This is a genomic window from Janthinobacterium sp. GL_088 (assembly GCF_057837845.1).
The window spans coordinates 1,020,855-1,045,511 of the sequence record NZ_CM174453.1 but is presented as its reverse complement, the minus strand read 5'-3'; the positions used below and the strand labels follow the sequence as shown (position 1 = coordinate 1,045,511).

The window sequence follows — 24,657 nt, the reverse complement described above, 5'->3', positions numbered from 1 at the left end:
TCGCTCAAGCCGCATTTTTTTGGAATAGCGCATAGAACAAACCGTCGTGGTCCTGCTCCGCGCTGCCAGTCGGCAACAGCTGGCCAGGCGCTGTCAATCGGGTCGCATTATTGCGTACCGCAAATGCCGCCGCCTGTGCCTCGGATTCTTGCGGCCACAATGAACATGTCACGAACAGCAATTTACCATCGGGGCGCAGCATCTGCCACAGGTTGTCCAGAATTTTGGAGGAAAGTGTTGCAAGTTGGAACGCATCACCCTTGCGGCGCAACCAGCGTATGTCCGGATGGCGGCGCACGATGCCCGAGGCCGTGCACGGCACGTCGGCCAGGATGCGGTCGTACTGCTGGCCATCCCACCATGCGCTCGATTGCGCATCCTGCGCCTTCAGGGTAGCGTCCAGGCCCAGGCGCTCGAGGTTTTCCGCGATGCGCGGCAGGCGCTTGGCGTCCGCATCGATGGCCGTCACGTGCACGTCGGCCAGTTCCAGGATGTGGCACGTCTTGCCGCCGGGCGCCGCGCAGGCGTCCAGCACGCGCATGCCATCGTGCAAATCCAGCAGCGGTGCGGCCAATTGTGCCCCGGCATCTTGCACGGAAACGACGCCCTGCTCGAAGCCGGGAATCAAGGCCACGCCGATCGGCTTGTCCAGGCGCACGGCAAACGGTCCCACCTGGCGCGCGGCAATGCCCGCCTCCGCCAGCACGGCCAGGTACGCTTCGACCGTGCTCTTGCGGCGATTCACGCGCAAGGTCAAGGGCGGCACGGCATTGCCGGCCGTCAGGATGGCTTGCCAGTCGCGCGGATAGGCCAGGCGCAGCGAGTCGATCCACCACTGCGGATAATTCCATTGCGCCAACGGTTGCTGCAGTGCCGCTTCCAGCAAGGATTTGCGCTCGCGCAAGAAACGGCGCAAGACGGCATTGACCATGCCCTTGGCATGCGCCAGGTCAGGGTGCGAGGTGGCCACCGTGACAGCCTGGTCCACAACGGTAAATTCTTCATACGGCTGTTCGCCCGCCTCGGCGGACATCAAGGACATCGCGCAGCACAGCAGGGCAGCGAGCATCGGCGGCTCGGGCGCCTTCGACGTCATCAGGCCGACCAGGGTTTCGCTGCGGCCCAGCTGGCGCATGGTGCGGTAGGAAATATCCTGGATGGCGCCGCGCGCCTGCGGGCTGGCGTTCGATTGCGCAAACACCTTGGCCAGCGCCTGCGGCAAGGCCGTGCCCGTGCGCACTTGCGCCACGGCATTGGCTGCGCCCAGCAGGCAGAATGCCAGCGAGTCGGCGCGCAAATCGGGTTGGAAGCCTGGCTGCAAGACCGGTTTCAGGTCGGGATGGTAGCTGGGACGCAATTTCGGTGCGGCAGGCGCCTGGCCTGGCGCCGGCTTGGTTTTCAATTTCAGCGTGGGGCGCTTGTTCATAGTTATCCGGTGTGGCTGCGCGCGGCGGGCTGCATGGTGGCAAAGTCGCGGCCGCGCGTCATCAATAAAGGGTCGATTGTAGCGTTTGTGGCGCCCTCTGGCCCAAGCGATTGCAGCGATACCTGTAAATTGCGGCAAAAAACTGCATATATACAAGCAGAATGCGCCATGCTGATGTTTTCATGCACCAACATGGGCATGCTGTCCTGATAATATCGTGAAACGCGCCGGCACGGGCACACTGCCTGCCAGCGTATTGTTCCGGGCAGCAAACCAGTATAATTAACGCAGTCTGGGCGGCTTGGGTACTGGCCGTCCGTTTTGCTTTTCGATTCATTCTATTCATTCTTAACGCGGTTCCACCGCCATCCTGCTCATGCTCGCCCAACAGAAACAAGAAATCATCGCCCTGTTCCAGGCCGCCCTCGCTCCCGTCCTGGCCGGCACTACGCTAGCGCCTGTCGTGGTGCTCGAGCGACCACGCGATGCATCGCATGGCGACGTCGCCTGCAATATCGCCATGCAACTGGCCAAGCAGCTGAAACAGAATCCCCGTGAACTGGCGCAAACCATCGTGACGGCCGTGCTGGCCAATCCGGCCGGCAAGGGCCTGGTCGAGGCAGTGGAAATCGCCGGCCCCGGCTTCATCAACGTGCGCGTCTCCGCCGCCGCCAAGCAAGCCGTGGTGAAAACCATCCTGGGCGAGGCCGACGGCTATGGCCGCAGCACGGCAGGCGCCGGCAAGCAAGTCATCCTGGAATTCGTCTCGGCCAATCCGACCGGTCCGCTGCACGTGGGCCACGGCCGCCAGGCGGCGCTGGGCGACGCCCTGTCCTCGCTGTTCGACGCGCAAGGCTATAAAGTCACGCGCGAGTTCTACTACAACGACGCGGGCGTGCAGATCCAGACCCTGGCCAATTCCGTGCAGGCGCGCGCGCGCGGCTTCAAGCCCGGCGACGCCGAATGGCCCGAGTCCGCCTACAACGGCGACTACATCGCCGATATCGCCAACGATTTCAAGGCCGGCAAGACCGTCTCGGCCAGCGATGGCCAGCCAGCTTCGGCCAATGGCAACGTGGAAGACATCGATTCGATACGCCCGTTCGCCGTTACCTACCTGCGCAACGAGCAGGACATCGACTTGCAGGCGTTTGGCGTGAAGTTCGACAATTACTACCTGGAATCGTCGCTGTACGCGGACGGCAAGGTCAATAGCGCGGTGGAAACCCTGATCAAGGCGGGCCACACCTACGAGCAGGATGGCGCGCTGTGGCTGCGTACCACCGACTTCGGCGACGACAAGGACCGCGTCATGCGCAAGACGGATGGCACCTACACGTATTTCGTGCCGGACGTCGCGTATCACCTGGTGAAATGGCAGCGCGGCTTCGTGCAGGCCATCAATATCCAGGGCAGCGACCACCACGGCACCATCGCGCGCGTGCGCGCCGGCCTGCAGGCGGTCGACATGGGCATCCCGCAAGGCTACCCTGACTACGTGCTGCACAAGATGGTCACCGTCATGAAGGACGGCGAAGAAGTCAAGATTTCGAAGCGCGCCGGCTCCTACGTGACCGTGCGCGACCTGATCGAATGGTCGGGCGGCGGCGACATCGCCAAGGGCCGCGACGCCGTGCGCTTCTTCCTGATCTCGCGCAAGGCCGACACGGAATTCGTCTTTGACGTCGACGTGGCGTTGAAAACCACCGATGAAAACCCGGTCTATTACGTGCAGTACGCGCATGCGCGCATCTGCCGCATCCTGGAAAACTGGGGCGGCGATGCAAGCACGGTCGCCAACGTCGACCTTTCCCCACTGACGGCACCGACCGAAGCGACCCTGCTGGCGACCCTGGCCGCCTATCCGGAAATGCTGGCGCGCGCGCAAGCCGAACTGGGACCGCATCAAGTCGCCTTCTACCTGCGCGACCTGGCCGCCAACCTGCACAGCTTCTACTTCGCCGAAAAAGTGCTGGTCGAGGACGAAGCCGTCAAGATGGCCCGCCTTGCCCTCGTCATCGCCGCGCGCCAGGTACTACGCAACGGCCTGGCACTGATCGGCGTGTCCGCGCCAAACAAAATGTAATCGCGAAGGTCAAACCGTCAATGAATCACGCTTCCCGTTTCTCTTCGACCCGGCGCCAGCAGGGCAATACCCTGGTCGGTATCATCATCGGCCTGGTCATCGGCCTGGGCATCGCCGTGGTGGTCGCCCTGGTGATCACCAAGGGCGCCTCGCCCTTCACCGACAAATCGGGCAAGGCCGGCAAATCGGCCGAACCGACGGCCGGCCAGATCGCCGACCCGAACAAGCCGATGTACGGCAACAAGGAAGCGGCCAAGGAAGCGGCGCGCGACTTCTCGAAGGAGCCACGCGAGATCGTCACGCCAACGCAGCCGGCTGCACCGGCACCGGCACCCGCGCAGCAGCCGAAGGCGCCGCCGCCGGACGCGCTGCAGGAATTGATCGGTACATTGAAGGACAAACCGGCGCCGAAAACGCCAGCGGCAACAGCGCCCGCGCCCACGCCGCAAGCCAAGGCCGACGCGAAAGAGGCCAAGGCCGATGCAGCCAGCGACAAATGGATTTATTATCTGCAGGCCGGCGCCTTCCACGACATGTCGGACGCCGAAAGCACGCGCGGCAAACTGGCGCTGCTCGGCTTCGAAGCGGCCATCAGCGACCGCAGCACCGACGCCGGCGTGCTGCACCGCGTGCGCATCGGGCCGTTCAACCAGCTCGAAGCGATGAACCGCGCGCGCACCAAACTGTCTGAAAACGGCATCGATGTCGCCGTCGTCCGCAACCAAAAATAAGGAACCAGCATGCGTTTTCTGAAGAATATCCTGATCGCCGCCGCCCTGTGCACCGCCGCCATGGGCGTATCGGCCTCGCCGGCCGAGCCGAAAAACGGCGTCGAATACGAAACCCTGCCCACGCCGCAGGCGACGGAAGCGGGCAAGAAAATCGAAGTGACGGAATTCTTCGCCTATTACTGCCCGCATTGCAACGTGCTCGAACCGCAACTGGCGGCCTGGGTCAAGAAACAGGGCGACAACATCGTCTTCAAGCGCGTGCACGTGTCGCGCGATGATAGCGTGGCGCCGCAGCAGCGCTTGTTCTTCACCCTGCAGGCCATGGGCCTGGTCGACAAGCTGCACACCAACGTCTTCCACGCCATGCACGTGGAACGCAACCGCCTGAACACCGATGACGCCGTCTTCGACTTCGTCGCCAAGCAGGGCGTGGACCGCCAGAAATTCATCGACACCTACCGTTCGATGGGGGTCTCGGCCCGCGTGCGCCGCGCAGACGCCATGATGCAAGGCTATAACGTGACGTTCTGGCCCATGATCGCCATCGATGGCCGCTACATCACTTCCCCTTCGCAGGCCGATCAGGGCAGCAAGTCGGCCAAGAACGAAGAGCAGCTGAACGCCCAGGCGCTCAGCGTGATGGACGTGCTGGTCGCGAAAGCCAAAGCGGAAAAGAAATAAGCATGGCCACTTCCCTGGCGCGCCCGGGCATCGCCTGATGCAACGCGTGCTTTACAGCGTATTCATCACGGGCGCGTCGAGCGGACTGGGCGCCGCTCTAGCGCTGCAGTACGCGCGCCAGGGCGCCCATCTGGGCTTGCTGGCCCGCCGCGGCGACACCCTGCAGCAACTGATCGCCTCCCTGCCCCACCCTGAACGCCACCGCGCCTACGCCGTCGATGTGTGCGACCACGCCGCCCTGAAAAGCGCGGCCGGCGACTTCATCGCCCATGCCGGCGGCATCGATGTCGTCATCGCCAGCGCCGGCGTGTCGTACGGTACCCTGAGCGAACACGCGGAAGACCTCGACGCCTTCGCGCGCCTCATCGCCATCAACGTCACGGCCACCGTCGCCACCTTCGCGCCCTTCATCGCCGCCATGAAAAGCCAGGGCAGCGGACGCCTGGTGGGCATCGGCAGCGTGGCCGGCATCCGCGGCCTGCCCGGCGCCGAAGCCTACAGCGCCTCGAAGGCGGCCGTCATCAGCTACTGCGAATCGCTGCGCCTGGAACTGAAACCGGCTGGTATCAAGGTCGTCACCATCACGCCCGGCTACATCGACACGCCGATGACGCGCCACAATGCCTACCGCATGCCCTTCCTGATGCCGGCCGAAAAATTCGCCGTGCGCGCCGCGCGCGCCATCGCCGACGGCGACAGCTATCGCGTGATCCCGTGGCAGATGGGCGTCGTCGCCAAGCTGCTGCGCGCGCTGCCCAATGCCGTCTACGACCGGGCCTTCGCGAATGCGCCGCACAAGGCGCGCAACTGAACCGACCACCATGACGAAGCACTCAGACTTGAACAGCGCGGCCATCGCCGCCCATTGCGCCACGGGCGCCTCCCACGTGGCCATCGAAGTGATCGATGAAACTGGATCGACCAATGCCGACCTGCTGGCGCGCTGCGCCACCCTGGCCGGCCCCACCCTGCGCATCGCCGGCCAGCAGACGGCCGGACGGGGGCGCGCCGGGCGGCCGTGGGTATCGCAGCCGGACGCCAGCCTGATGTTCTCGCTGGCCTGGCGCTTCAAGGGACCGCTGCATCAGCTGGTGGGATTGCCGCTGGCCGTCGGCGTGGCGCTGGCCGAGACCATGACGGCGCTGGGCGTGCCGGTGCAGCTGAAGTGGCCGAACGATATGCTCAAGGATGGCCATAAACTGGCCGGCATCCTCGTCGAGACGCAGCAGGCACAGGGCAACGATAGCGGCGGCGTGTGGGCCGTGATCGGCTGCGGCATCAATCTGCTGATGCCCGATGCACTGGAACGGCAGATCGGCCGCAGCGTCTCGGCCGTGCCCTGGCTGGCACAGATGGAGCGCAATACCCTGGTGGCGGCCCTGCTCAGCCGCCTGGCCGGCGTGCTGGCCGAATTCGACGACACGGGCTTTGCGCCGTTTGCCGAACGCTGGAACGCATTGCACGCCTGGCAGGGCCAGCACGTGAAAATCCTCGACAACGGCCAGCTGCTGCAGCAAGGCGTGGCGGCCGGCGTGGACCACCTGGGCCGCCTGCTGCTGCGCAGCGATGACGGGCTGCAGGAAGTCATGTCCGGCGACGTGTCCTTGCGCCTGATTGGGGAGTAAGCGCATGCTGCTGCTGATCGACGCCGGTAATACGCGCATCAAATGGGCGCTCGTGGCTGCCGACAGTGCCGCCGGCGGCTGGCTGGCCAGCGGCGCCGTCGCGCATGCGCAGATCGACACCCTGGCCGCGCAGTGGGCGACACTCGCCATCCATGAGGTGCTGCTGTCGAACGTGGCCGGCACCGTCATCGGCACGCGCCTGCGCGCCATGCTGCCGGTCGTGGCCCGCGACTTTGTCTCGCTGCCGCAGCTGGCAGGACTGACGAACGGCTACCGCGCGCCATCGCAGCTGGGCTGCGACCGCTTTGCCGCCGCCATCGGCGCGCACGCGCTGGCAACCGGCCAGGCCGTCATCGTCGCCAATTGCGGCACCGCCACCACCATCGACGCCATCACGGCCGACGGCGTTTTCCTTGGCGGGATGATCTTGCCGGGACTGGGATTGATGGCCAGCTCGCTGGCGCGCAATACGGCGCAACTGCCGCAAATCGCCAGCGACGCCGCGCTGCCGGCCGGCTTTGCCGACAACACGGACGACGCCATCCTCTCCGGCTGCCTGGCGGCCCAGGCGGGCGCCATCGAACGGGCCGTGCGCATGCACGGTGCCAGCGCCTGTCTGTTGTCGGGCGGCGCAGCAGCACGCATCGCACCGGCCCTGGCGCTGGCCGTGCCGCTGCACCTGGTGGATAACATCGTCATGCTCGGCCTGCAGGCCGCGGCGCGCGCCGGGGCCGCAGGAACACAAGGAAACCACGTATGCTGAAATTCGTCTTCTGGCTGCTGGCCGGCGTCAACCTGCTGGTGCTGGCCATCGGCCAGGGCTATCTGGGCAGTTTTCGCACGGAGACGCGCGAACCGGCGCGCCTGAAAAACCAGCTGCAGGCGAATAAACTCACCTTGCTGACGCAGGCGCAGGCCACGGCGCCCGCGGCGCCGCCAGCCTCCGAAGAAGCCGCGACGCCGGCGGCACCGGCTGCGGCACCGGCACCGCCGACATCGTATGCCTGTACGGAAGTGGGCAATTTCCTGCTGGCGGACGGGCGCCGCTTCGAGGCGCAAGTGGCGGCGCTGGACCTGGGCGACCGCCAGTCGCGCCGCAACGTGGCCGGCCAGGACATTTCCAGCTATATGGTGTACATCCCGCCACAGGGCAGCAAGGAAGGCGCCGACCGCAAGGCCGGCGAATTGAAGCAGCTGGGCGTGACGAATTACTTCATCATGAACGAAAGCAGCCCACTACGCTGGGGCATTTCACTGGGCGTGTTCAAGTCGGAAACCAGCGCGCAAAGCCAGCTGGCATCGCTCAACAAACAGGGCGTGCACAGCGCCCGCGTCGCACCGCGCTACAGCGCCAGCAAGCAACTCGCTTACCAGTTCCGCGACCTCGACGCCGCCACGCGCGCCCGGCTGGAGAAGATCAAAACGCAATTCCCAGAGCAGGAACTGCGAAATTGCAAATAAGCACCTCCAGGTGCGTCTGACAAAATGTTCAGGGCTAGGCGCCGTGCCGCAGGCAGTACGAATGTACGACAAGGCACGGCAACAACGCCATAGACTTTTTTCAGACGTGCCTACCGTTGGATGACGATAGGCTTGATGCCCGTCGATTCCGGCAAATTCGCCGCCGCGCGTGCCGCGTCGGCGCGGCTGGAGAATGGTCCGCCGTACAGGCGGAACAGGTTACCGGCCTGCACCACACCCAGGGTACCCAGGGCTGCCGCATACGGCGCCAGGCGCGAACGTCCCGATTCCGCATTGTCGGCGCGCGAGTAGGCGCCCAGCTGCAAATAGAAGCCGCTGGCCAGCGCCGCCGGTGCCGGCATGGCGACCGTCGCATCGACGGGCAGCATCTGCGACGACACTTCCGGCTGCACCACGGCACCCGTTTCCACCGGCGTATCGATGGAGATGGCCACCACGGAAGGTACCGGCTTCGGCGCCGCGCGGGCCGCCAGGATGGCGTCGATATCGGCCGGCAGCAGGCGTTCGACGACCACCTGGTGGCTGCCCTTGCCGAGGAAGCCCAGTTTCAGCGCCGCCGTATAGGACACGTCGATGACGCGCGTGGCGTGGAACGGACCGCGGTCGTTGATGCGCACGATCACCTGCTCGCCGCTGTCGATGCTCGTCACGCGCGCATACGACGGAATCGGCAAGGTCGGATGGGCCGCCGTCATCTTGTACATATCGTAGATTTCACCCGACGAAGTGCGCTGGCCATGGAATTTCTTGCCATACCAGGTGCCCGTGCCCTTCTGCTTGAAGGGTTCGTTGTCGGTGATCGGCGTGTACGTCTTGCCGAAGACGACATAGGGGCGGTTCGAGCGCGTCGAATACGGCTCGTTGCGCACTTCCGCGTCGGGCACGTCGCGCAGGTTGGCCGGCGGATTGTCGCCCGGGCCGTCATCCTTGTAGTAGCCGCCGCGCCCGGAGCCGGCCGCCGGCAATACGGGCAGGGTGGGATCCTGGCGCACGGGCACCTTGACCTTGCCGCCGGACGGCAACGGCACGTTATTCGATGCGGGCTTTTGCGGCGTCGTGCCGCAAGCGGCCAGGGTCAGCAAGACCGTCAGGCTCAGTCCGCGCATGGCGAAGGTATCGAAAGGCGCGCGCATCAGGTCTGCACCAGCTTGCGGTGGCGCTGAATACTCATCAGGATACCGGTGGCCACGCCCAGGGTCAGCAGCGCGGTGCCGCCATAGCTGAGGAATGGAAGGGGAACGCCGACCACCGGCACGATGCCGCTGACCATGCCCATGTTGACGAAGGCGTAAGTAAAGAAAATCATAGTGATCGCTCCTGCCAGCAGGCGAGTGAAAAAACTGGGGGCGTTGGCGGCGATCATCAGCCCCCGTCCCACCAGCAGCAAATACATCAGCATCAGGATCAAGTTACCGACCAGGCCGAATTCCTCGGAATATACGGCAAAAATAAAATCGGTCGTGCGTTCCGGAACAAACTCCAGGTGGGCTTGCGTGCCGTGTGTCCAGCCCTTGCCCGTCATGCCGCCGGAACCGATGGCAATGATGGACTGGATGATATGGAAGCCCTTGCCCAGAGGGTCCTTGGTCGGATCGATCAGCATCATCACGCGGTCGCGCTGGTAATCATGCAGGTGCGACCAGGCGATCGGCAGGCAGGAAACAAAGGTGATCAGCAAGCCAGCCAGCACCTTCCACGACAGGCCTGCCAGGAAGATGACGGTAAAGCCGGCCGCCACCACCAGCAGCGCCGTACCCAGGTCGGGCTGGCGCGCGATCAGGTAGACAGGTGCCAGTAGCAGCACGGCCGCCATCAGGAACGATTTCCAGCGCAGGGCGCCCGCATTGTGCTGGAAGAACCAGGCCAGCATCAGCGGCGTGGCGATCTTCAGGAATTCGGAGGGCTGGATGTCGATCACGCCAATATGCAGCCAGCGCCGCGCACCAAGCTTGATGGTGCCGAACAGCGCCACGGCCACCAGCAAGATCACCGATACCGTATATGCGGGTACGGCGATGCGCATCATCATCTGCGGCGTGACATTGGCCGCCACCCACATGACGAAAAAGCACAGCAGGATATTGCGCAAATGGTCCTCGATCTTGCCGGGGATGCCGATGCTGGCCGAATACAGGGTCAGCAGGCTGGTGCTGAGCAGCATCAGGATGATGATCATCAGCGGCGGATCGAACACCGCCAGATAGGGTTTGGCGCGCCGCCACAGCGAGCGCCTCTCGTTAATGGGCATGTGCTTCCTTATTGCCTGGCAGGTGCCGCCGGGGCGGCCTGCTCGTCAGTGATTTCTTCCAGGGTGCGCACTTCGTCGACATCTTCCTTGGGCACCTTGGTGGTGTCCTTTTCCTTGTCGCTCGGGCGCTTGCCCAGCAGGTAGTAGTCGAGCGCCTTGCGCGCGATCGGGGCGGCCACGCCGGCGCCGAAGCCCGCATTTTCCACCACGATGGCGATCGCGATGCGCGGCTTGTCGGCCGGCGCGAAGGCCGTAAACAGGGCGTTGTCGCGCAGGCGTTCGGCCAGCAGCTTGGCATTGTACTTCTCGTTTTTCTTGATGCCCACCACCTGCGCCGTCCCCGTCTTGCCGCCCACCGTGTACTGCACGCCGGTGAAGATACGCGCTGCCGTGCCGCCCTGCTCGCTGGTCACACCGACCATGGCGCGCTTGATGACGTCGATGTTTTCCTGTTTGAGAGCGATGCGGTAGCTTTCCTTGGGCACCGTCAGGGTGCGCGCACGCGTGGCCGCGTCTTCGATGATCTTCACCAGATGCGGCTTCATCACCACACCGTTATTGGCCAGGTTGGCCGTCGCGTGGGCGATCTGCAGCGGCGTATACGAGTTGTAGCCGGAGCCGTTACTCACCGAAATCGTGTCGCCGCCCACCCATTTTTTCTGCTGCGGCGTCTTGAAGCGGTTGCGCTTCCATTCCGTCGACGGCAGCACGCCCGTCTTTTCGTTATTCAGGTCAATGCCCGTCAGCTGGCCGAAACCGAACGGCTTCATGAAGTCGTGGATGGCGTCGATGCCCATGTCGCGGCCCAGCTGATAGTAATAGGTATTGCACGAGACGACGATGGACTTGTGCATGTCCACCGTGCCATGGCCGCCCACCTTGTCGTCGCGGAAGGTGTGGCCGCCGAGGATAAAGAAACCGGGATCGGAAATCGACTGGCTCGGCGTGCGTTTGCCCAGTTCCAGCGCCGCCAGCGCCATGAAGGGCTTGAAGGTCGAGCCGGGCGCATAGGTGCCGGACAGGGGCCGGTTGACCATCGGCCGGTCCAGCGAGGTATTGAGTTCGTTCCAGCTTTGCTGGTCGATGCCGTCGACGAACAGGTTGGGGTCGTAGCCTGGCTTGGAGACATAGGCGAGGATGTCGCCCGTGGCCGGGTCGATGGCCACGGCCGCGCCGCGCCATTCGCCGAACGCTTCCTCGACCACCTTCTGCAGTTCGATGTCGATCGACAGGATCAGGTTATTGCCGGGGGTGGCCGCCGTGCGCGACAAGGTGCGCATGGCGCGCCCGCCGGCCGACACTTCCACCTCTTCGTAGCCGGTGGTGCCATGCAGCTGCTTCTCGTAGCTTTTTTCCAGGCCTTCCTTGCCGATATGGTCGGTGCCATTGTAGTTGGCCGCGTCCTCGCCCTCTTCCAGTGCCTTGGCTTCATTGCGGTTGATGCGGCCGATGAAGCCCACCACGTGCGACGCCACCTCGCCCATCGGATACTGGCGGAACAATCGCGCCTGCACCTCGACGCCGGGGAAGCGGAAACGCTGCGCCGTGAAGCGCGCCACTTCCTCGTCCGTCAATCGCGTGCGCAGCGGCACGCTGACGAAGTTCTTCGATTCTTCCAGCAGCTTCTTGAAGCGGCGACGGTCCTTGATGTCGATTTGCACCAGTGTCGACAGCTCGTCGATCACCGAATCGAGGCTGGCGCTCAGTTTCGACGGCGTGATTTCCAAGGTGTAGGCCGAGTAATTGCGCGCCAGGACCACGCCGTTGCGGTCGAGGATCAGGCCGCGCGTGGGCACGATGGGCACCACGGCGATGCGGTTGTCCTCGGCCTTGGTCGCATAGTCCTCGTGCTTGATCACCTGCAGCCAGATGAAGCGCGCCAGCAGCAGCGAAAAGCAGACGAAGACGAGCGCGCCCAGGATGGTCAGGCGCATGCGGAAGAAATGCAGTTCGCGCTCGGTGTTCTTGAGTTCAGTCATGGCAGGCGCTCGTCAGATCGGCCGGTTATGGTCGCGGTCCACGGCGCGGCGCTGCGGTGCCAGCAAGATCCACGTGACGATGGGCCACAGGGCGACGGCAACGAAGCTCTCGATGAAATTGAGCCAGCCGGGGAAGCGGCCCGAAACGATCAGCCGCGTCAGCAATTGCAGCGCCTGCGTCAGCAGCAGCAGCGGCAGCACGTGCAGCGCCTGCGTCAGGATGGGGAACCACAGCACGCGGCGGTGCATCATGATGGCGAAGTACGACAGCAAGGTATAGGCCAGCGCATTCTCGCCCAGCAGGGTCGAGTCGTGCACGTCCATCATCAGGCCCATGAAAAACGCCACGCCGATACCGACCTTGCGCGGCTGGTGGATGCCCCAGAAGACCAGCACCAGGGCGACGAAATCGGGCACGCCGACGAACTGCCCCCACGGCAGCAGATTCAGCAAAAAAGCGCACAGCAGGGAAAAGCCGATAAACAGGGGGCTGACCGGCAGCAGGATGTAATGCGGGCGGTTCATCGTGTCGCTTCCTTCGGTGGCACGGCGGCGGGTGCGGGCGCTGGCGTCGCAGGTTTTGCGGGCGCGGGCGCAGCCGCGTTGGCGGCCGGCGCGGCGGCTGGCACCGCAGCGGCGGCCTCCTTGGCCGGGTCCTTGATCGGCGCCATCTTGCCGGCGATCTTGCGGCCCGTCTTGACATCTTCAGCGGGCGGACGCGGTGGAATCTCGGGCGATGTCATCAGGATGAGCAGCTGGGTGTTGCGTTCGATGCCGGCCAGCGGCTGGCACACGACGCGGCCGAACGGGCCATGCGCATTGCGCTCGACCAGGGTCACGCGTGCCACGGCCAGACCAGCCGGGTACAGGCCGTCGAGGCCCGAGGTAATGACGATGTCGCCGATCTGGATGTCGGCGCTGGGGGCCGTGAAGCGCAGTTCCATGGTGCCGGACTTGCCGCGGCCGATGGCCACGCTGCGCACGCCGTTGCGCAGCAGTTGCACGGGAATGGCCTGCTCTTCATCCGTCAGCAAGGTCACTTCGGAGGTGAACGGGAACACGCGCGTGACTTGTCCCACCACGCCCAGGTTGTCGATCACGGGGCGGCCCAGTTCCACACCATGCTGGATACCGCGATCGAGCACGATCTTGCGCGTGGCCGAATCGCGCGTGTCGTACAGCACTTCGGCCATCATGGTCTTGACGGGAACGCGCTCGCGCGCTTCCATCAATTTGCGCAAGTGGTTGTTTTCAACGATGTTGAGCTGCGCCTGCTGCAGTATCTGCGCCGAGGCGATTTGCTCGTGTTTCAGGTCGCGCACCTGTTTTTCCAGGGCGGACAGCGAAGAAAAGTAATTGCCGACACCAACCGCCACATCGCGCGGCACCAGCGCCGCCATCTGCACCGGATACAGCACGGTGCCAACGGCCTGGCGCACTGCCGTCAGCGCGTGCATGCGCGAATCGACCAGCAACAGGGCGATAGAAATGCCGGCGAACACCATCATCTTGACGCGGGCGGAGGCGCCTTGTTTGAAAAGTGGCGGAGGACTGTATTCCATGACTTCCAATAATCAGGCCAGGCGCAGTGCGCCAACGTGCAGGCCCCGGTCAGACGCCGGCGCCAAAACCAAAGCCGGAGACCCGCTCTCCGGCCCGTTGATCCGATTATTCGTAGGAGAAGATCGAGCCGAGCTTGTCCATACGTTCCAGTGCCATCCCGGAGCCGCGCACCACGCAGGTGAGCGGGTCCTCGGCCACCAGCACCGGCAGGCCGGTTTCCTCCATCAGCAGGCGGTCCAGGTCGCGCAGCAGTGCGCCGCCGCCCGTCAGCATCATGCCTTTTTCGGCGATGTCGGCGCCCAGTTCCGGCGGCGTCTGTTCCAGCGCGTTCTTCACGGCCGAGACGATGTTGTTCAACGGGTCGGTGAGCGCTTCGAGGATCTCGTTGCTGGAGATGGTGAACGAACGCGGGATGCCTTCGGACAGGTTGCGGCCCTTGACTTCCATTTCCTTCACTTCCGAACCCGGGAAAGCCGAACCGATGGCCTTCTTGATGGCTTCGGCCGTTTGTTCGCCGATCAGCATGCCGTAGTTGCGGCGGATGTAGTTGACGATGGCTTCATCGAACTTGTCGCCGCCGACGCGCACGGAACCCTTGTAGACCATGCCGCCCAGCGAAATGATGCCCACTTCGGTGGTGCCGCCGCCGATGTCGACCACCATCGAGCCGGTCGCTTCGGACACGGGCAAGCCCGCGCCGATAGCCGCTGCCATCGGTTCTTCGATCAGGTACACCTGCGAGGCGCCGGCGCCCAGGGCCGATTCGCGGATGGCGCGGCGCTCGACCTGGGTCGAACCGCACGGTACGCAAATGATGATGCGCGGCGATGGACGGAAGAATTTCGAGTCGTGCACCATGCGGATGAATTGCTTGAGCATCTGCTCGGTCACGGTGAAGTCGGCGATCACGCCATCTTTCATCGGACGAATCGCTTCGATATTGCCCGGCACTTTGCCCAGCATCTGCTTGGCTTCCTTGCCGACTGCCTGAATGGTCTTCTTGCCATTCGGACCGCCTTCCTGGCGGATGGCGACAACGGATGGCTCGTCCAGGACGATACCGAGGCCGCGTACATAAATAAGGGTGTTGGCCGTGCCCAAGTCAATGGCCAGATCGGTGGAGATATACCTGCGTAAAAAACCAAACATGAGTGTCCTGTAGCGCATCGAGCTGCGCAAAAGCTGTTTATGGGGAGTTTCAAAGCGGGCGCTTTCAGGCACCCTGAAAATCCAAAAGGCGATTTTTCCGGGTTTCGCTTGGCGCTTGCGCAATCTTTTCTATGCTGCGGCAGCAGTCCATCAGCGCCGGCAACGCATTAACCCGCCATTCTACCTTATAATTTGAATGCGATTTGCTCAAAAACCATGGAAAAGTGCGACTCTTGCAGCCGCGAGTTACGCGGCATTCCTCGATTTTTGTGAGCAAAATAGCAGTAAATACCCGCGTTTTATCAAAACGCCAACTTAATACTAATGCGCGGCACTCCGCGCCATTCGCCATGTCCCTGACACTCTCCGACGTAAAACGCATCGCCCACCTGGCCCAACTTGAAATGGCCGACGACCAGGCCGTCACGTCTTTGGCCCAATTGAACAAGATTTTTGCACTCGCGGAACAAATGCAAGCTGTCAATACCGATGGCGTGGCGCCCCTGAGCCACCCGCTGGCCGCCCACATGGACAATATCGCCCTGCGCCTGCGCGAAGACATCGCCACGGAACAAAACCGCCGCGACGCCTACCAGGCCGTGGCGCCAAAGGTACAGGATGGCCTGTATCTCGTCCCCAAGGTCATCGAGTAAACACGCTGTTGCGCCGTTCCCGCCTTTTTGCCGAATATCAAAATAGAAACGCCATGCATACAAAATCCATCAAACAGCTGTCCACGCTCTTGCAGAACAAGGAAATTTCCGCCGTTGCGCTGGCGACGCATTTCCTCGACCGCATCGAAGCGGACAACTCGAACGCCTTTTTGCACGTCGACCGTGCCCTGACCCTGGCGCAAGCTGCCGAAGCGGATGCACGCATCGCCGCCGGCACGGCCACGCCCCTGACGGGCGTGCCGATCGCGCACAAGGATTTGTTCGTCACCAAAGGCTGGCGCACGACGGCCGGCTCGAAAATGCTGGCCGACTACGCCAGCCCGTTTGACGCTACCGTGGTGGAGAAATTCCGCGCGGCCGGCATGGTCACCCTGGGCAAGGTCAATTGCGATGAATTCGCCATGGGTTCCGGCAACGAGAATTCGGCCTTCGGCGCCGTGCAGAACCCGTGGGACAAGAATGCCGTGCCGGGCGGCTCGTCCGGCGGCTCGGCCGCCGCCGTGGCGGCTGGCCTTACGCCGGCAGCCACCGGCACCGACACGGGCGGCTCGATCCGCCAGCCAGCCGCGTTTTGCGGCATCACCGGCATCAAGCCGACGTATGGCCGCGTCTCGCGCTTCGGCATGATCGCCTTTGCCTCGTCGCTGGACCAGGGCGGCCCGATGGCCCGCTCGGCCGAAGACTGCGCTCTGCTCTTGAGCGCCATGGCCGGCTTCGACGAACGCGATTCGACCAGCCTGTCGCCGGAACAGGGCGGCGTGGCGGAAGATTTTTCGCGCAGCCTTGATGAACCCCTGACTGGCCTGCGCATCGGCGTGCCGCGCGAATACTTTGGCGAGGGCCTGGCCAAGGACGTGGAAGCAGCCGTGCGCGGCGCGCTGGCGCAGTATGAAAAGCTGGGCGCCACCCTGGTCGACATCTCGCTGCCGAACACCGCCCTGTCGATTCCCGCCTACTACATGATCGCGCCGGCCGAAGCGTCGTCGAACCTGTCACGCTACGACGGCGTGCGCTACGGCCACCGCGCGGCCGAATACAAGGATTTGCAGGACATGTACAAGAAGTCGCGCGCGCAGGGCTTCGGCCCGGAAGTACAGCGCCGCATCATGGTCGGCACCTATGTGCTGTGCCACGGCTACTACGACGCCTACTACCTGAAAGCGCAAAAGATCCGCCGCCTGATCGCGCAGGATTTCGACGCCGTGCTGAATGGCCCGAACGCCGTCTGCGACGTCATCATGGGACCGGTCGCGCCGACCGTCGCCTGGGACCTGGGCGACAAGACGGACGACCCGGTGGCGAACTACCTGGCCGACATCTACACCCTGTCGACCAGCCTGGCCGGCCTGCCCGGCATGTCGATCCCTTGCGGCTTTGGCGAAGGCGAGAAAAACGGCAAGCGCCCCGTCGGCCTGCAAATCATCGGGAATTACTTTGGCGAAGCCAGGCTGCTGAACGTCGCCCACCAGTTCCAGCAAGTGACGGACTGGCATACGCGCAGCCCTGCAGGCATTTAAGAAAAAATTCGCGCCGCCCAGGTGGCGCCACCAAAAAATAAGCGAGAACACTATGCAATGGGAAGTCGTCATCGGTCTTGAGAACCACGTGCAGCTCACGACCGAATCCAAAATTTTCAGCGGTTCGCCGATCAAGTACGGCGCCGAAGCCAACACGCAAGCGAGCCCAGTCGACCTGGCGCTGCCAGGCGTGCTGCCGGTGATGAACAAGCAGGCCGTCGACCGCGCGATCCGTTTTGGTTTGGCCGTGGGCGCCACCGTGGCGCCGCACTCGGTCTTCGCGCGCAAAAACTATTTTTATCCGGATTCGCCCAAGGGTTACCAGATCAGCCAGTTCGAGGACCCCGTCGTCATCGGCGGCGCCCTGACCTTCGGCTATGAAAAGGATGGCGAATTCGTCACCAAGACGGTGAACCTGACGCGCGCCCACCTGGAAGAAGACGCCGGCAAGTCCCTGCACGAAGACTACGCGGGCATGAGCGGCATCGACTTGAACCGCGCCGGCACGCCGCTGCTGGAAATCGTCTCGGAACCGGAAATTCGCAGCGCCGCCGAAGCCGTGGCCTACGCCAAGGCGCTGCACTCGCTGGTCATGTGGCTGGGCGTTTGCGACGGCAACATGCAGGAAGGCTCGTTCCGCTGCGACGTCAACGTCTCCGTGCGCCCCGTCGGCCAGAAGGAATTCGGCACCCGCTGCGAAATCAAGAACCTGAACTCCTTCCGCTTCATCGAAGAAGCCGTGCACGTCGAAGTGCGCCGCCAGATCGAACTGATCGAAGAAGGCGGCAAGGTCGTGCAGGCGACGCGCCTGTATGATCCGGACCGCAAGGAAACGCGCGAAATGCGCAGCAAGGAAGACGCGCAGGATTACCGCTACTTCCCGGACCCGGACTTGCCACCGCTGGTCATCTCGCAAGCGTGGATCGACACCGTCAAGGCATCGATGCCGGAACTGCCGGCCGCCATGCGCGCGCGTTTCATCAGCGAATATGCGCTGCCGGAATACGATGCGCTGGTGCTGACGCAATCGAAAGCCATGGCCACCTATTTCGTCGCCGTGGTCGACAAGGCCGGCAAGGAAAACGCCAAGGCCGCCGCCAACTGGCTGATGGGCGACGTATCGTCGACCCTGAACCGCGAAGGCGTGGACCTGGATGACGCGCCCGTCTCCGCCGCGCAGCTGGCCGCCATGCTCAAGCGCATCGCCGACGGCACGATCTCGAACAAGGCGGCGAAAGAAGTCTTCGTTGGCATGTGGGAAGCGAAGTCGGACGACGAGCACCTGGTCGACGCCATCATCGATGCCAAGGATCTGAGACAAATTTCAGACTCCGGCGCGCTGGAAGCCATCGTCGACGCAGTGCTGGCGGCCAACGCCAAGTCGGTGGAGCAATACCGCGCCGGCAAGGAGGCAGCCATCAACGCACTGATCGGCCAGTCCATGAAGGCGTCCAAGGGCAAGGCCGACCCGGCGCAGCTGACGGAACTGCTGAAGGCCAAGCTGGCGGGCTAACTCTCCCCCATCCCCAAAAAAGACGCTGCGGCGTCTTTTTTTTCGCTTGTACGCATCGTTTATAAACAGCCTTGTCTAGACTTTTTCTCCGCACCGAAAGGCGTTTGAAGGCCCATTAAAATTAAAGTATACATTTTTGTCTACACGGTTTAATCTAGCCATATTGAATTTCAGGCAAGAGGAAAACCGCATGGCCAAGACGCACGACATCCCGAAACCGACGGCGGCCGAACTCGATCTGCTGCAGGCACTGTGGCCGCTGGGCGCCGCCACGGCCAAGCAGGTGCACGAGGCGATGGCGCTGGCCAAGCCAGCCATCACGTATGGCACCGTGCTGCGCCTGATGCAGATCATGCACACCAAAGGCTTGCTGATCCGCGACGAAAGCCAGCGCTCGCACGTGTATGCGCCGGCGCAGGCGCAGGACAGCCTGCAGACGAATTTGCTCAAGGAATTGATGCAGAAAGCCTTTTCCGGTTCGGCCAAGGCGCTGGTGCTGGCGGCGCTGCGCACGGGCGTGTCGCGCGCCGAACGCGAGGAAATCGAAAAAATGCTCAGGGACGATCAGTCATGAGCGGCTTCGTGCCAGCGCTGGGCTGGACCCTGCTGCACTTCCTGTGGCAAGGCTTGCTGATCGGCTGCGCCACGGCGCTGGCGTGGGCGGCCCTGCGCAACGCGCGTCCCGAGGCGCGCTACGCCGTCGGTTGCGGCGCCCTGCTGGCCTGCCTGGCATGGCCGGCGGCGGGCTTGTATCTGCGCCTGGCCGGCGGCGATGCCACGGGCGCCCTGTACTCCAGCGCCTTGCTGCCGGCCGCCCTGCTGGCGCCCGACAGCCTGCCCGACCTGGACTTGCTGCTGCGCGCCATCGTCGGCGTGTGGGCCTTGTGCGCCGCCGTACTGGCCGTGCGCATGGCGCTGGGCATGCTGTGGGTAGAGCGCAACGCCAGGAACACGGGCGCCGCGCATGGACAGCTGCAGACCAGGCTGTCGCGCATGGCGCACGATGCCGGCGTGACGCGGCCCGTGCGGCTGCGCGTGCTCGACAACATCACCAGCCCGCTCACTGCCGGCATCTGGCGCCCCATGGTGCTGGTGCCCGCCGCACTGTTGACCGGCATGCCGCCGCACCTGCTCGACGCGCTGCTGGCGCACGAACTGGCGCACATCCGGCGCCACGATTATCTGATCAACCTGCTGCAAAACGCCATCGAGGCGCTGCTGTTCTTCCACCCTGCCGTCTGGTGGATTTCACGCGGCGTGCGCCTCGAACGCGAACACATTGCAGATGATTTCGCAGCAAGACAACTGGGCGAACCGCGGCGTCTGGCTCTTGCACTCTCGGAACTGGAACGTCTCCAGTTCTCAACCCACCACCTGGCCCAGGCGGCCAACGGAGGAGATCTTATGTCACGTATCAAACGATTGCTGCGCCCCGCACCACAAACCCTGAACTGGAAAGCGGCCGTGCCGCTGCTGGCACTGGCCGGCGCCTGCCTTGGCATCTACGGCCAGGCCGTCGCCGCCGACAGCGCGCCCGTACTGGAACGCCGCCCCGTCATCGACTTTGGCGTCTGCGGCAAGCCGGTCTGGCCAGCAGCATCGCGGCAGGCGAAGGAAGAGGGCACGGTCAACATGTCCTTCGACGTGAATGCGGCCGGCAAGGTAACGGGTTCGAGCGTGGTCAAAAGCAGCGGCCACCCGGCCCTCGACGAGGCGGCGCGCAGCGGCATCGCCAAGTGCACGTTCAAGCCGGCCCTCGCTGGCGGCAAGCCTGTCAGCGCCAGCGTCAAGGTGCAATACGTCTGGCGCCTGAACTAATGCAGGAGCGGCGGCGTTACAACATTGCTGCAGCGCTGCCGCCGCCCGCTTGCGGGTATGATCATGGATTCTTCCACGCACCTGTGAACACGCCATGAACAAGATCAAAACCGGCCTCGTCGGCTACGGCTTTGCCGGCTCCACCTTCCACGCTCCCGTCCTGTCCACCATCGCTGCCCTGGAACTGACGGCCGTCGCCTCCAGCAAGCCGGAGCTCGTGCACAAGGATTGGCCGCACGCGACCGTATATGCGGATGCGGCGCAGCTGTTTGCCGATCCGTCCATCGAGTTGGTCGTCATCGCCGCGCCCAACGAGGCGCATTTCAGCCTGGCCCAAGCGGCCCTGCAAGCGGGCAAGCACGTGGTGGTCGACAAGCCCTTCACCATTTCCAGCGCCGAGGCACTGAGCCTGATCGCGCTGGCGAAGGAACGCAAGCTGGTGCTCAGCGTGTATCACAACCGGCGCTGGGATGGCGATTTCCTGACACTGAAAGCGCTGCTGGCCCAGGGTACCCTGGGCCGCATCGCCAGCGTCGAATCGCATTTCGACCGTTTCCGCCCCGAGATCCGCCAGCGCTGGCGCGAGTCCGGCGCACCCGGCGGCGGCCTGTTGTACGACCTGGGTCCGCACATGCTGGACCAGGCCATGCAGCTGTTCGGCATGCCGGAAAAGCTGTACGCCGATATCGCCCTGCAGCGCGATGGCGCGCAAGCCGTCGACTACATGCACATTGTTTTGTACTACGACCGGCTGCGCGTGGTGCTGCAAGCGGGCTGCCTTGTAAAAGCGCCGACGGCGCGCTTTGCCGTGCATGGCGACAAGGGCAGTTTCGTGAAGTTTGGCCTCGACCCGCAGGAAGACGCCCTGAAGGCGGGCGGCAGGCCGGGACAGCCTGGCTGGGGCGCGGACCCCGTGCGCGGCGCACTGCATTTGGGCGCGCAGCCGGACGGCCATTTCGAGCACATGGAGATGCAGGCGGGCCGCTACCAGGACTTTTACCAGGGCATGGCCGACGCCATCCGCCACGGCGCGGCGGCGCCCGTGGCGGCCGAAGATGCAGAGGCAACGATACGCCTGATCGAACTGGCGCTGCAAAGCGCCGCCGAAGGGCGCGTGCTCAAGGTCAGTTAATCGAAATCAGTTGATGACGAAGGCCAGCACGACGGCGCCCAGCGCCAGCAGGGCCAGGCCGCAAAGGAACAGCAGCTCGCCCCACCATTCGTAGCGCAAGCGCGACTGGCCGGGGCGCAGCGACATGAACGAGAGCACGGCGCTGACGAGGAACACGATGGCATCGACAGCCAGCAGCTTGTCGATGGCCACGCGCACCTCGCCGCGCGGCGCCAGGTGGCCGATCGACAGCACCGTCATGCACACGCCGACCATCGTCGCCGACGTGGGCAGGATATGTGCTGACAAGCCCCGCGCCGACAAGCCCTGTTCAGGCGCCTTGCCGTCGCCAGCCATCAGGATTTACCTTGATTCGTTCCCGCCGGCCAGACCAGCTCCACCCGCGCGGACGATCCCGCCTTGACCTGCACCTTGCGTTCCAGTGTCTTGCCGGCCAGGGTGGCGTGCAGGCTGTAGCTGCCCGGTGCCAGTTTCGCCAGCAGGAACGGTCCGCTGGCCGTCGTTTCCAGCGCCACGACACCCTTGGCGTCGCGTATTGTCAGCTTCACGTCGGAGGCAAATTCCGCCTTGCCCGCCGCCTGCACGGAAAACACGAGGCTCAAAGGCCAATGCCGGCTGGCGCTCTTGATGGCCATCGATTCATCGAGGCCGATACCGCCGCTCAGGTACTCCACCGCCCCGCTCTTCTGCACGGGAGGCAGTGCGCTGTCGGTTTGCGCCTGCGCCGCACTTCCCATCAACAGCCCGGCGGCCAGCATTGCCGCCGCCAGGGTCAAGGTACCGCGTCTGTCTGGTGCCATCTCACTCTCCTCATGTCGGTTGAATCAAGATAGGAAGCGCAGCTTAGGCCAGTCTTAGGTCAGCGCCGGCGCATGGCCTCGGCGATCTTCTGGTCCGTCTTGTACTGGCTCAGCGAGTACACGGCCCAGATCGTCGCTGGCAGCCAGCCGATCAGGGTGATCTGCAGGATCAGGCAAATGATGCCGGCAATGGGGCGGCCGATGGTGAAAAAGGTCAGCCACGGGAGTATCAGGGCAATCAGCAAGCGCATCGTTCGTTCCTTGAGTATTCCCCTGTGCCGCGGGGACCGGACCGGCATGCGCCGGCGGTGAATTCAGTGAATCCGATTATAACGATACTGGCGCCTCACGGCGCTACGGGCGCCAGCAGTTTCTCCATCCATGCCAGGATGGCGGCGAAAATCACGTCGCGGTTCACTTCATTGAAATTCTCGTGATAATTGGCCGGATAGTAGTGGTAGTCGAGCAGGCCATCGGGCACGCTGCGCAACATGCTCTCCGTGGCGCGGCTGTCGGCCAGCTTGTCGTCGCCCGCCACCACGGCGAACAGGGGGAAGCGCCAGCCGGACAAGCCGCCCGCCAGTTCCTTTTGCGCCGACGTCAAGGCATGAGCAAAACGCACCGACGCCGCACTGGCACGGATGCCGTCACGCTCATCCTGGAAATGGCGCGCCGTGATGGTTTGATCGTGCGTCAGCAGCATGGTCAGGTTCCCCAGCGGCACCTTCATCGTGGGGAAACGCTGCGCCAGCCAGCCGGACAGCATCTGCAACACCTTCGGCACGGGAATCGCGTTCACATAATACGGCGACGAGATGATGAAGCCTTTGATCGCCGGATCGCCAGCAAAGCGCCGCAGCCCAAGATGGGTGGCGATCAGGCCGCCCATGGAGTGGCCCATGACGAAAATCGGCACGCCCGGATACGTGGCCTTGACCCACGCAAGGAACAGTTCCTCGTCAGCGAGGAAGGCCTCGAACGAGGGGATATCGACCTTGCGCTTGCCATCGTGGCCCACCATGTCGAAGCTGACGGTGGCGATGCCGTGCTGGCGGAAGGTCAGCGCCGGCGTGACGTAGTCGCCCGCATGCGCCATGCCGCCGTGGATCGCCAAAATCACGGCGCGGGGATGCTCGGGCTGCCAGATGTGGATCGGTCGCTCGACCTGGTCGCTGCACCGCAGGCTGGCCATCTTGTCTTCTGAAAAACGCATCGCTGCTCCTGTCATGCCCTGTCACGCCTTCAGATGATCGATCAACTGGCGCGCATACAGGGGTAATTCACTGAACTGGCGCACGCAGATTGTCAGGTTGCGTACCGACCAGGGATCGGATAATTCCATGCAGCGCAGCGCCATCGTCTGCTGGCAGCGGCTGGCAGCCGCCAGCGGCACCACGCTGATGCCCACGCCGCTGGCCACCATGCGGCACACGGCATCGAAACTGCGCAGGCGCACGCGCACCTTCAATGGGCGCCCCAGGCGCGCCGCATGCATGCCCAGGTACTGCTGCATCGCGCTGTCGTCGGCCAGGCCGATGAAATCGTGATCCAGCACGCTGGCAAAGTCGACGACGCCATCCTGGCCGAGCGCGCGGTGATGCACGCCGTCGGCCGCGGCGATGACCACCAGCCGGTCGGGGCGAAACAAAAACGTCTGCAAGCCGCGCATGTCGACCGAGTCGGAGACGATGCCCATGTCGGCCAGCCCTTCCGAGACGGCCTTGACGATATCGTAACTGAGGCGCTCTTCCAGGTCGATGGTCAGGTTCGGATGCCGGTCGAGAAAAGCACCGAGCGCTTCGGGCAAAAATTCGCTGAGCGCGGCCGTATTGCACAGCAGCCGCAACTGCCCTTTCAAGCCGCGCGCAAATTCGCCGAGTTCGCCGCGCATTTTCTCCATTTGCAGCAGCACCAGGCGCGCGTGATGCAGCAATGTCTGGCCCACGGAAGTGGGCTCCACGCCGCGCCGGCCGCGCAGCAGCAAGGGCATGCCCAGCATTTCTTCCATGCCGCGCACGCGCGCACTGCTCGACGCCAATGCGAGATGGCTGCGCGCGGCGCCCGCCGTCAGGCTGCCCGCCTCCACAACGTTGACAAACAGCTGCAAATCGACCAGATCAAAGCGCATGGCGGCTCTCCTTTTCGCCATCTTATCAGCCTTCGTATTTTACTAAGGCTGACTCAAAATAATCCGCCTTGGCGAAATCCCCGGGCAAGCGCAGAATCCACGCAA

Annotated in this window: 25 protein-coding genes; 13 read left to right on the top strand and 12 right to left on the bottom strand. The window is 63.8% G+C overall.

Annotated features, from left to right (window positions below; translation table 11 throughout):
* Positions 1-4: 4 nt before the first annotated feature.
* The gene (gene rsmB / locus AC3IQ7_RS04720) at positions 5-1,426 is read right to left on the bottom strand and encodes a 16S rRNA (cytosine(967)-C(5))-methyltransferase RsmB (RefSeq protein ID WP_489208485.1); all 1,422 of its coding nucleotides are present in this window, start codon (positions 1,424-1,426) and stop codon (positions 5-7) included.
* A gap of 376 nt (positions 1,427-1,802) precedes the next feature.
* Between rsmB and argS the strand changes: the two genes are divergently transcribed.
* Genes argS through AC3IQ7_RS04685 form a run of 7 tightly spaced genes read left to right on the top strand, consistent with a single transcriptional unit; the run spans position 1,803 to position 8,010 of the window.
* On the top strand, positions 1,803-3,512 hold the full coding sequence (gene argS, locus AC3IQ7_RS04715; RefSeq protein ID WP_489208484.1) for an arginine--tRNA ligase: 1,710 nt from the start codon (positions 1,803-1,805) through the stop codon (positions 3,510-3,512).
* A gap of 20 nt (positions 3,513-3,532) precedes the next feature.
* The gene (locus tag AC3IQ7_RS04710) at positions 3,533-4,243 is read left to right on the top strand and encodes an SPOR domain-containing protein (protein WP_489208483.1); all 711 of its coding nucleotides are present in this window, start codon (positions 3,533-3,535) and stop codon (positions 4,241-4,243) included.
* A gap of 9 nt (positions 4,244-4,252) precedes the next feature.
* The gene (locus tag AC3IQ7_RS04705; protein WP_322429269.1) at positions 4,253-4,924 is read left to right on the top strand and encodes a thiol:disulfide interchange protein DsbA/DsbL; all 672 of its coding nucleotides are present in this window, start codon (positions 4,253-4,255) and stop codon (positions 4,922-4,924) included.
* 37 nt (positions 4,925-4,961) lie between these two features.
* The gene (locus tag AC3IQ7_RS04700) at positions 4,962-5,735 is read left to right on the top strand and encodes an SDR family oxidoreductase (RefSeq protein ID WP_099379977.1); all 774 of its coding nucleotides are present in this window, start codon (positions 4,962-4,964) and stop codon (positions 5,733-5,735) included.
* Positions 5,736-5,745: 10 nt separating this feature from the next.
* Positions 5,746-6,549 (top strand): biotin--[acetyl-CoA-carboxylase] ligase, encoded by an 804-nt coding sequence (locus AC3IQ7_RS04695; protein WP_489208482.1) that lies wholly within the window; start codon positions 5,746-5,748, stop codon positions 6,547-6,549.
* Between the two features lie 4 nt (positions 6,550-6,553).
* Positions 6,554-7,312 carry a type III pantothenate kinase gene (locus tag AC3IQ7_RS04690; protein WP_489208481.1) on the top strand — a complete coding sequence of 253 codons (759 nt, stop codon included), beginning with the start codon at positions 6,554-6,556 and terminating at the stop codon, positions 7,310-7,312.
* Positions 7,306-8,010: an SPOR domain-containing protein gene (locus tag AC3IQ7_RS04685; RefSeq protein ID WP_489208480.1), complete on the top strand. Its 705-nt coding sequence runs from the start codon at positions 7,306-7,308 to the stop codon at positions 8,008-8,010. The genes AC3IQ7_RS04690 and AC3IQ7_RS04685 overlap by 7 nt, the downstream gene beginning before the upstream one ends.
* Positions 8,011-8,120: 110 nt before the next feature.
* Here AC3IQ7_RS04685 and AC3IQ7_RS04680 read toward each other — a convergent pair whose 3' ends face one another.
* The 6 genes from AC3IQ7_RS04680 to AC3IQ7_RS04655 form a co-directional block, all read right to left on the bottom strand.
* Complete coding sequence (locus AC3IQ7_RS04680; RefSeq protein WP_489208479.1) at positions 8,121-9,164, bottom strand: septal ring lytic transglycosylase RlpA family protein; 1,044 nt, start codon at positions 9,162-9,164, stop codon at positions 8,121-8,123.
* Positions 9,164-10,279 (bottom strand): rod shape-determining protein RodA, encoded by a 1,116-nt coding sequence (rodA, locus tag AC3IQ7_RS04675; protein WP_099379982.1) that lies wholly within the window; start codon positions 10,277-10,279, stop codon positions 9,164-9,166. The genes AC3IQ7_RS04680 and rodA overlap by 1 nt, the downstream gene beginning before the upstream one ends.
* An 8-nt stretch (positions 10,280-10,287) precedes the next feature.
* Complete coding sequence (mrdA, locus tag AC3IQ7_RS04670) at positions 10,288-12,258, bottom strand: penicillin-binding protein 2 (protein WP_099379983.1); 1,971 nt, start codon at positions 12,256-12,258, stop codon at positions 10,288-10,290.
* Positions 12,259-12,270: 12 nt separating this feature from the next.
* Complete coding sequence (mreD, locus tag AC3IQ7_RS04665) at positions 12,271-12,783, bottom strand: rod shape-determining protein MreD (protein ID WP_099379984.1); 513 nt, start codon at positions 12,781-12,783, stop codon at positions 12,271-12,273.
* Positions 12,780-13,820 carry a rod shape-determining protein MreC gene (gene mreC, locus AC3IQ7_RS04660; RefSeq protein WP_489208478.1) on the bottom strand — a complete coding sequence of 347 codons (1,041 nt, stop codon included), beginning with the start codon at positions 13,818-13,820 and terminating at the stop codon, positions 12,780-12,782. Before mreC ends, mreD begins: the two co-directional genes overlap by 4 nt.
* Positions 13,821-13,926: 106 nt before the next feature.
* Positions 13,927-14,970 (bottom strand): rod shape-determining protein, encoded by a 1,044-nt coding sequence (locus tag AC3IQ7_RS04655; RefSeq protein ID WP_010393186.1) that lies wholly within the window; start codon positions 14,968-14,970, stop codon positions 13,927-13,929.
* Between the two features lie 350 nt (positions 14,971-15,320).
* Here AC3IQ7_RS04655 and gatC point away from each other — a divergent pair, with 350 nt between their 5' ends.
* The 6 genes from gatC to AC3IQ7_RS04625 all read left to right on the top strand — a co-directional run bounded on the left by gatC (position 15,321) and on the right by AC3IQ7_RS04625 (position 21,624).
* Entirely contained in the window at positions 15,321-15,623 is a 303-nt protein-coding gene (gene gatC, locus AC3IQ7_RS04650) for an Asp-tRNA(Asn)/Glu-tRNA(Gln) amidotransferase subunit GatC (RefSeq protein ID WP_034784699.1), read from the top strand.
* Between the two features lie 53 nt (positions 15,624-15,676).
* The gene (gatA, locus tag AC3IQ7_RS04645; RefSeq protein WP_489208477.1) at positions 15,677-17,161 is read left to right on the top strand and encodes an Asp-tRNA(Asn)/Glu-tRNA(Gln) amidotransferase subunit GatA; all 1,485 of its coding nucleotides are present in this window, start codon (positions 15,677-15,679) and stop codon (positions 17,159-17,161) included.
* Between the two features lie 37 nt (positions 17,162-17,198).
* Positions 17,199-18,674 carry an Asp-tRNA(Asn)/Glu-tRNA(Gln) amidotransferase subunit GatB gene (gene gatB / locus AC3IQ7_RS04640; protein WP_489210389.1) on the top strand — a complete coding sequence of 492 codons (1,476 nt, stop codon included), beginning with the start codon at positions 17,199-17,201 and terminating at the stop codon, positions 18,672-18,674.
* 190 nt (positions 18,675-18,864) lie between these two features.
* On the top strand, positions 18,865-19,248 hold the full coding sequence (locus tag AC3IQ7_RS04635; protein ID WP_489208476.1) for a BlaI/MecI/CopY family transcriptional regulator: 384 nt from the start codon (positions 18,865-18,867) through the stop codon (positions 19,246-19,248).
* Positions 19,245-20,492, top strand: a complete 1,248-nt coding sequence (locus AC3IQ7_RS04630; protein WP_489208475.1) for a TonB family protein — start codon at positions 19,245-19,247, stop codon at positions 20,490-20,492. The genes AC3IQ7_RS04635 and AC3IQ7_RS04630 overlap by 4 nt, the downstream gene beginning before the upstream one ends.
* Before the next feature lie 94 nt (positions 20,493-20,586).
* Positions 20,587-21,624: an oxidoreductase gene (locus AC3IQ7_RS04625; protein WP_489208474.1), complete on the top strand. Its 1,038-nt coding sequence runs from the start codon at positions 20,587-20,589 to the stop codon at positions 21,622-21,624.
* A 6-nt stretch (positions 21,625-21,630) separates the two neighbouring features.
* On the opposite strand, the gene AC3IQ7_RS04620 is transcribed toward AC3IQ7_RS04625, so the two are convergent.
* The 5 genes from AC3IQ7_RS04620 to AC3IQ7_RS04600 all read right to left on the bottom strand — a co-directional run bounded on the left by AC3IQ7_RS04620 (position 21,631) and on the right by AC3IQ7_RS04600 (position 24,552).
* A complete protein-coding gene (locus AC3IQ7_RS04620; protein ID WP_099379991.1) occupies positions 21,631-21,960 on the bottom strand; it encodes a hypothetical protein in 330 nt (109 codons plus the stop codon).
* Positions 21,960-22,424 carry a carboxypeptidase-like regulatory domain-containing protein gene (locus AC3IQ7_RS04615; protein ID WP_489208473.1) on the bottom strand — a complete coding sequence of 155 codons (465 nt, stop codon included), beginning with the start codon at positions 22,422-22,424 and terminating at the stop codon, positions 21,960-21,962. Before AC3IQ7_RS04615 ends, AC3IQ7_RS04620 begins: the two co-directional genes overlap by 1 nt.
* 59 nt (positions 22,425-22,483) lie before the next feature.
* Positions 22,484-22,675: a YqaE/Pmp3 family membrane protein gene (locus tag AC3IQ7_RS04610; RefSeq protein ID WP_099379993.1), complete on the bottom strand. Its 192-nt coding sequence runs from the start codon at positions 22,673-22,675 to the stop codon at positions 22,484-22,486.
* 95 nt (positions 22,676-22,770) lie between these two features.
* Entirely contained in the window at positions 22,771-23,637 is an 867-nt protein-coding gene (locus AC3IQ7_RS04605; RefSeq protein WP_099379994.1) for an alpha/beta fold hydrolase, read from the bottom strand.
* A gap of 21 nt (positions 23,638-23,658) precedes the next feature.
* On the bottom strand, positions 23,659-24,552 hold the full coding sequence (locus tag AC3IQ7_RS04600; protein WP_322429262.1) for a LysR family transcriptional regulator: 894 nt from the start codon (positions 24,550-24,552) through the stop codon (positions 23,659-23,661).
* Positions 24,553-24,657: the final 105 nt, after the last annotated feature.

Coding starts and splice junctions, on each gene's coding strand:
- AC3IQ7_RS04605 (WP_099379994.1), bottom strand. CDS start 23,637: ATGCGTTTTTCAGAAGACAAGATGGCCAGCCTGCGGTGCAGCGACCAG.
- mreD (WP_099379984.1), bottom strand. CDS start 12,783: ATGAACCGCCCGCATTACATCCTGCTGCCGGTCAGCCCCCTGTTTATC.
- AC3IQ7_RS04700 (WP_099379977.1), top strand. CDS start 4,962: ATGCAACGCGTGCTTTACAGCGTATTCATCACGGGCGCGTCGAGCGGA.
- AC3IQ7_RS04620 (WP_099379991.1), bottom strand. CDS start 21,960: ATGGCTGGCGACGGCAAGGCGCCTGAACAGGGCTTGTCGGCGCGGGGC.
- AC3IQ7_RS04680 (WP_489208479.1), bottom strand. CDS start 9,164: ATGCGCGCGCCTTTCGATACCTTCGCCATGCGCGGACTGAGCCTGACG.
- AC3IQ7_RS04610 (WP_099379993.1), bottom strand. CDS start 22,675: ATGCGCTTGCTGATTGCCCTGATACTCCCGTGGCTGACCTTTTTCACC.
- AC3IQ7_RS04600 (WP_322429262.1), bottom strand. CDS start 24,552: ATGCGCTTTGATCTGGTCGATTTGCAGCTGTTTGTCAACGTTGTGGAG.
- AC3IQ7_RS04635 (WP_489208476.1), top strand. CDS start 18,865: ATGGCCAAGACGCACGACATCCCGAAACCGACGGCGGCCGAACTCGAT.
- AC3IQ7_RS04625 (WP_489208474.1), top strand. CDS start 20,587: ATGAACAAGATCAAAACCGGCCTCGTCGGCTACGGCTTTGCCGGCTCC.
- rsmB (WP_489208485.1), bottom strand. CDS start 1,426: ATGAACAAGCGCCCCACGCTGAAATTGAAAACCAAGCCGGCGCCAGGC.
- AC3IQ7_RS04655 (WP_010393186.1), bottom strand. CDS start 14,970: ATGTTTGGTTTTTTACGCAGGTATATCTCCACCGATCTGGCCATTGAC.
- AC3IQ7_RS04695 (WP_489208482.1), top strand. CDS start 5,746: ATGACGAAGCACTCAGACTTGAACAGCGCGGCCATCGCCGCCCATTGC.
- gatA (WP_489208477.1), top strand. CDS start 15,677: ATGCATACAAAATCCATCAAACAGCTGTCCACGCTCTTGCAGAACAAG.
- AC3IQ7_RS04705 (WP_322429269.1), top strand. CDS start 4,253: ATGCGTTTTCTGAAGAATATCCTGATCGCCGCCGCCCTGTGCACCGCC.
- mrdA (WP_099379983.1), bottom strand. CDS start 12,258: ATGACTGAACTCAAGAACACCGAGCGCGAACTGCATTTCTTCCGCATG.
- AC3IQ7_RS04690 (WP_489208481.1), top strand. CDS start 6,554: ATGCTGCTGCTGATCGACGCCGGTAATACGCGCATCAAATGGGCGCTC.
- AC3IQ7_RS04615 (WP_489208473.1), bottom strand. CDS start 22,424: ATGGCACCAGACAGACGCGGTACCTTGACCCTGGCGGCGGCAATGCTG.
- AC3IQ7_RS04710 (WP_489208483.1), top strand. CDS start 3,533: ATGAATCACGCTTCCCGTTTCTCTTCGACCCGGCGCCAGCAGGGCAAT.
- AC3IQ7_RS04630 (WP_489208475.1), top strand. CDS start 19,245: ATGAGCGGCTTCGTGCCAGCGCTGGGCTGGACCCTGCTGCACTTCCTG.
- AC3IQ7_RS04685 (WP_489208480.1), top strand. CDS start 7,306: ATGCTGAAATTCGTCTTCTGGCTGCTGGCCGGCGTCAACCTGCTGGTG.
- rodA (WP_099379982.1), bottom strand. CDS start 10,279: ATGCCCATTAACGAGAGGCGCTCGCTGTGGCGGCGCGCCAAACCCTAT.
- argS (WP_489208484.1), top strand. CDS start 1,803: ATGCTCGCCCAACAGAAACAAGAAATCATCGCCCTGTTCCAGGCCGCC.
- gatC (WP_034784699.1), top strand. CDS start 15,321: ATGTCCCTGACACTCTCCGACGTAAAACGCATCGCCCACCTGGCCCAA.
- mreC (WP_489208478.1), bottom strand. CDS start 13,820: ATGGAATACAGTCCTCCGCCACTTTTCAAACAAGGCGCCTCCGCCCGC.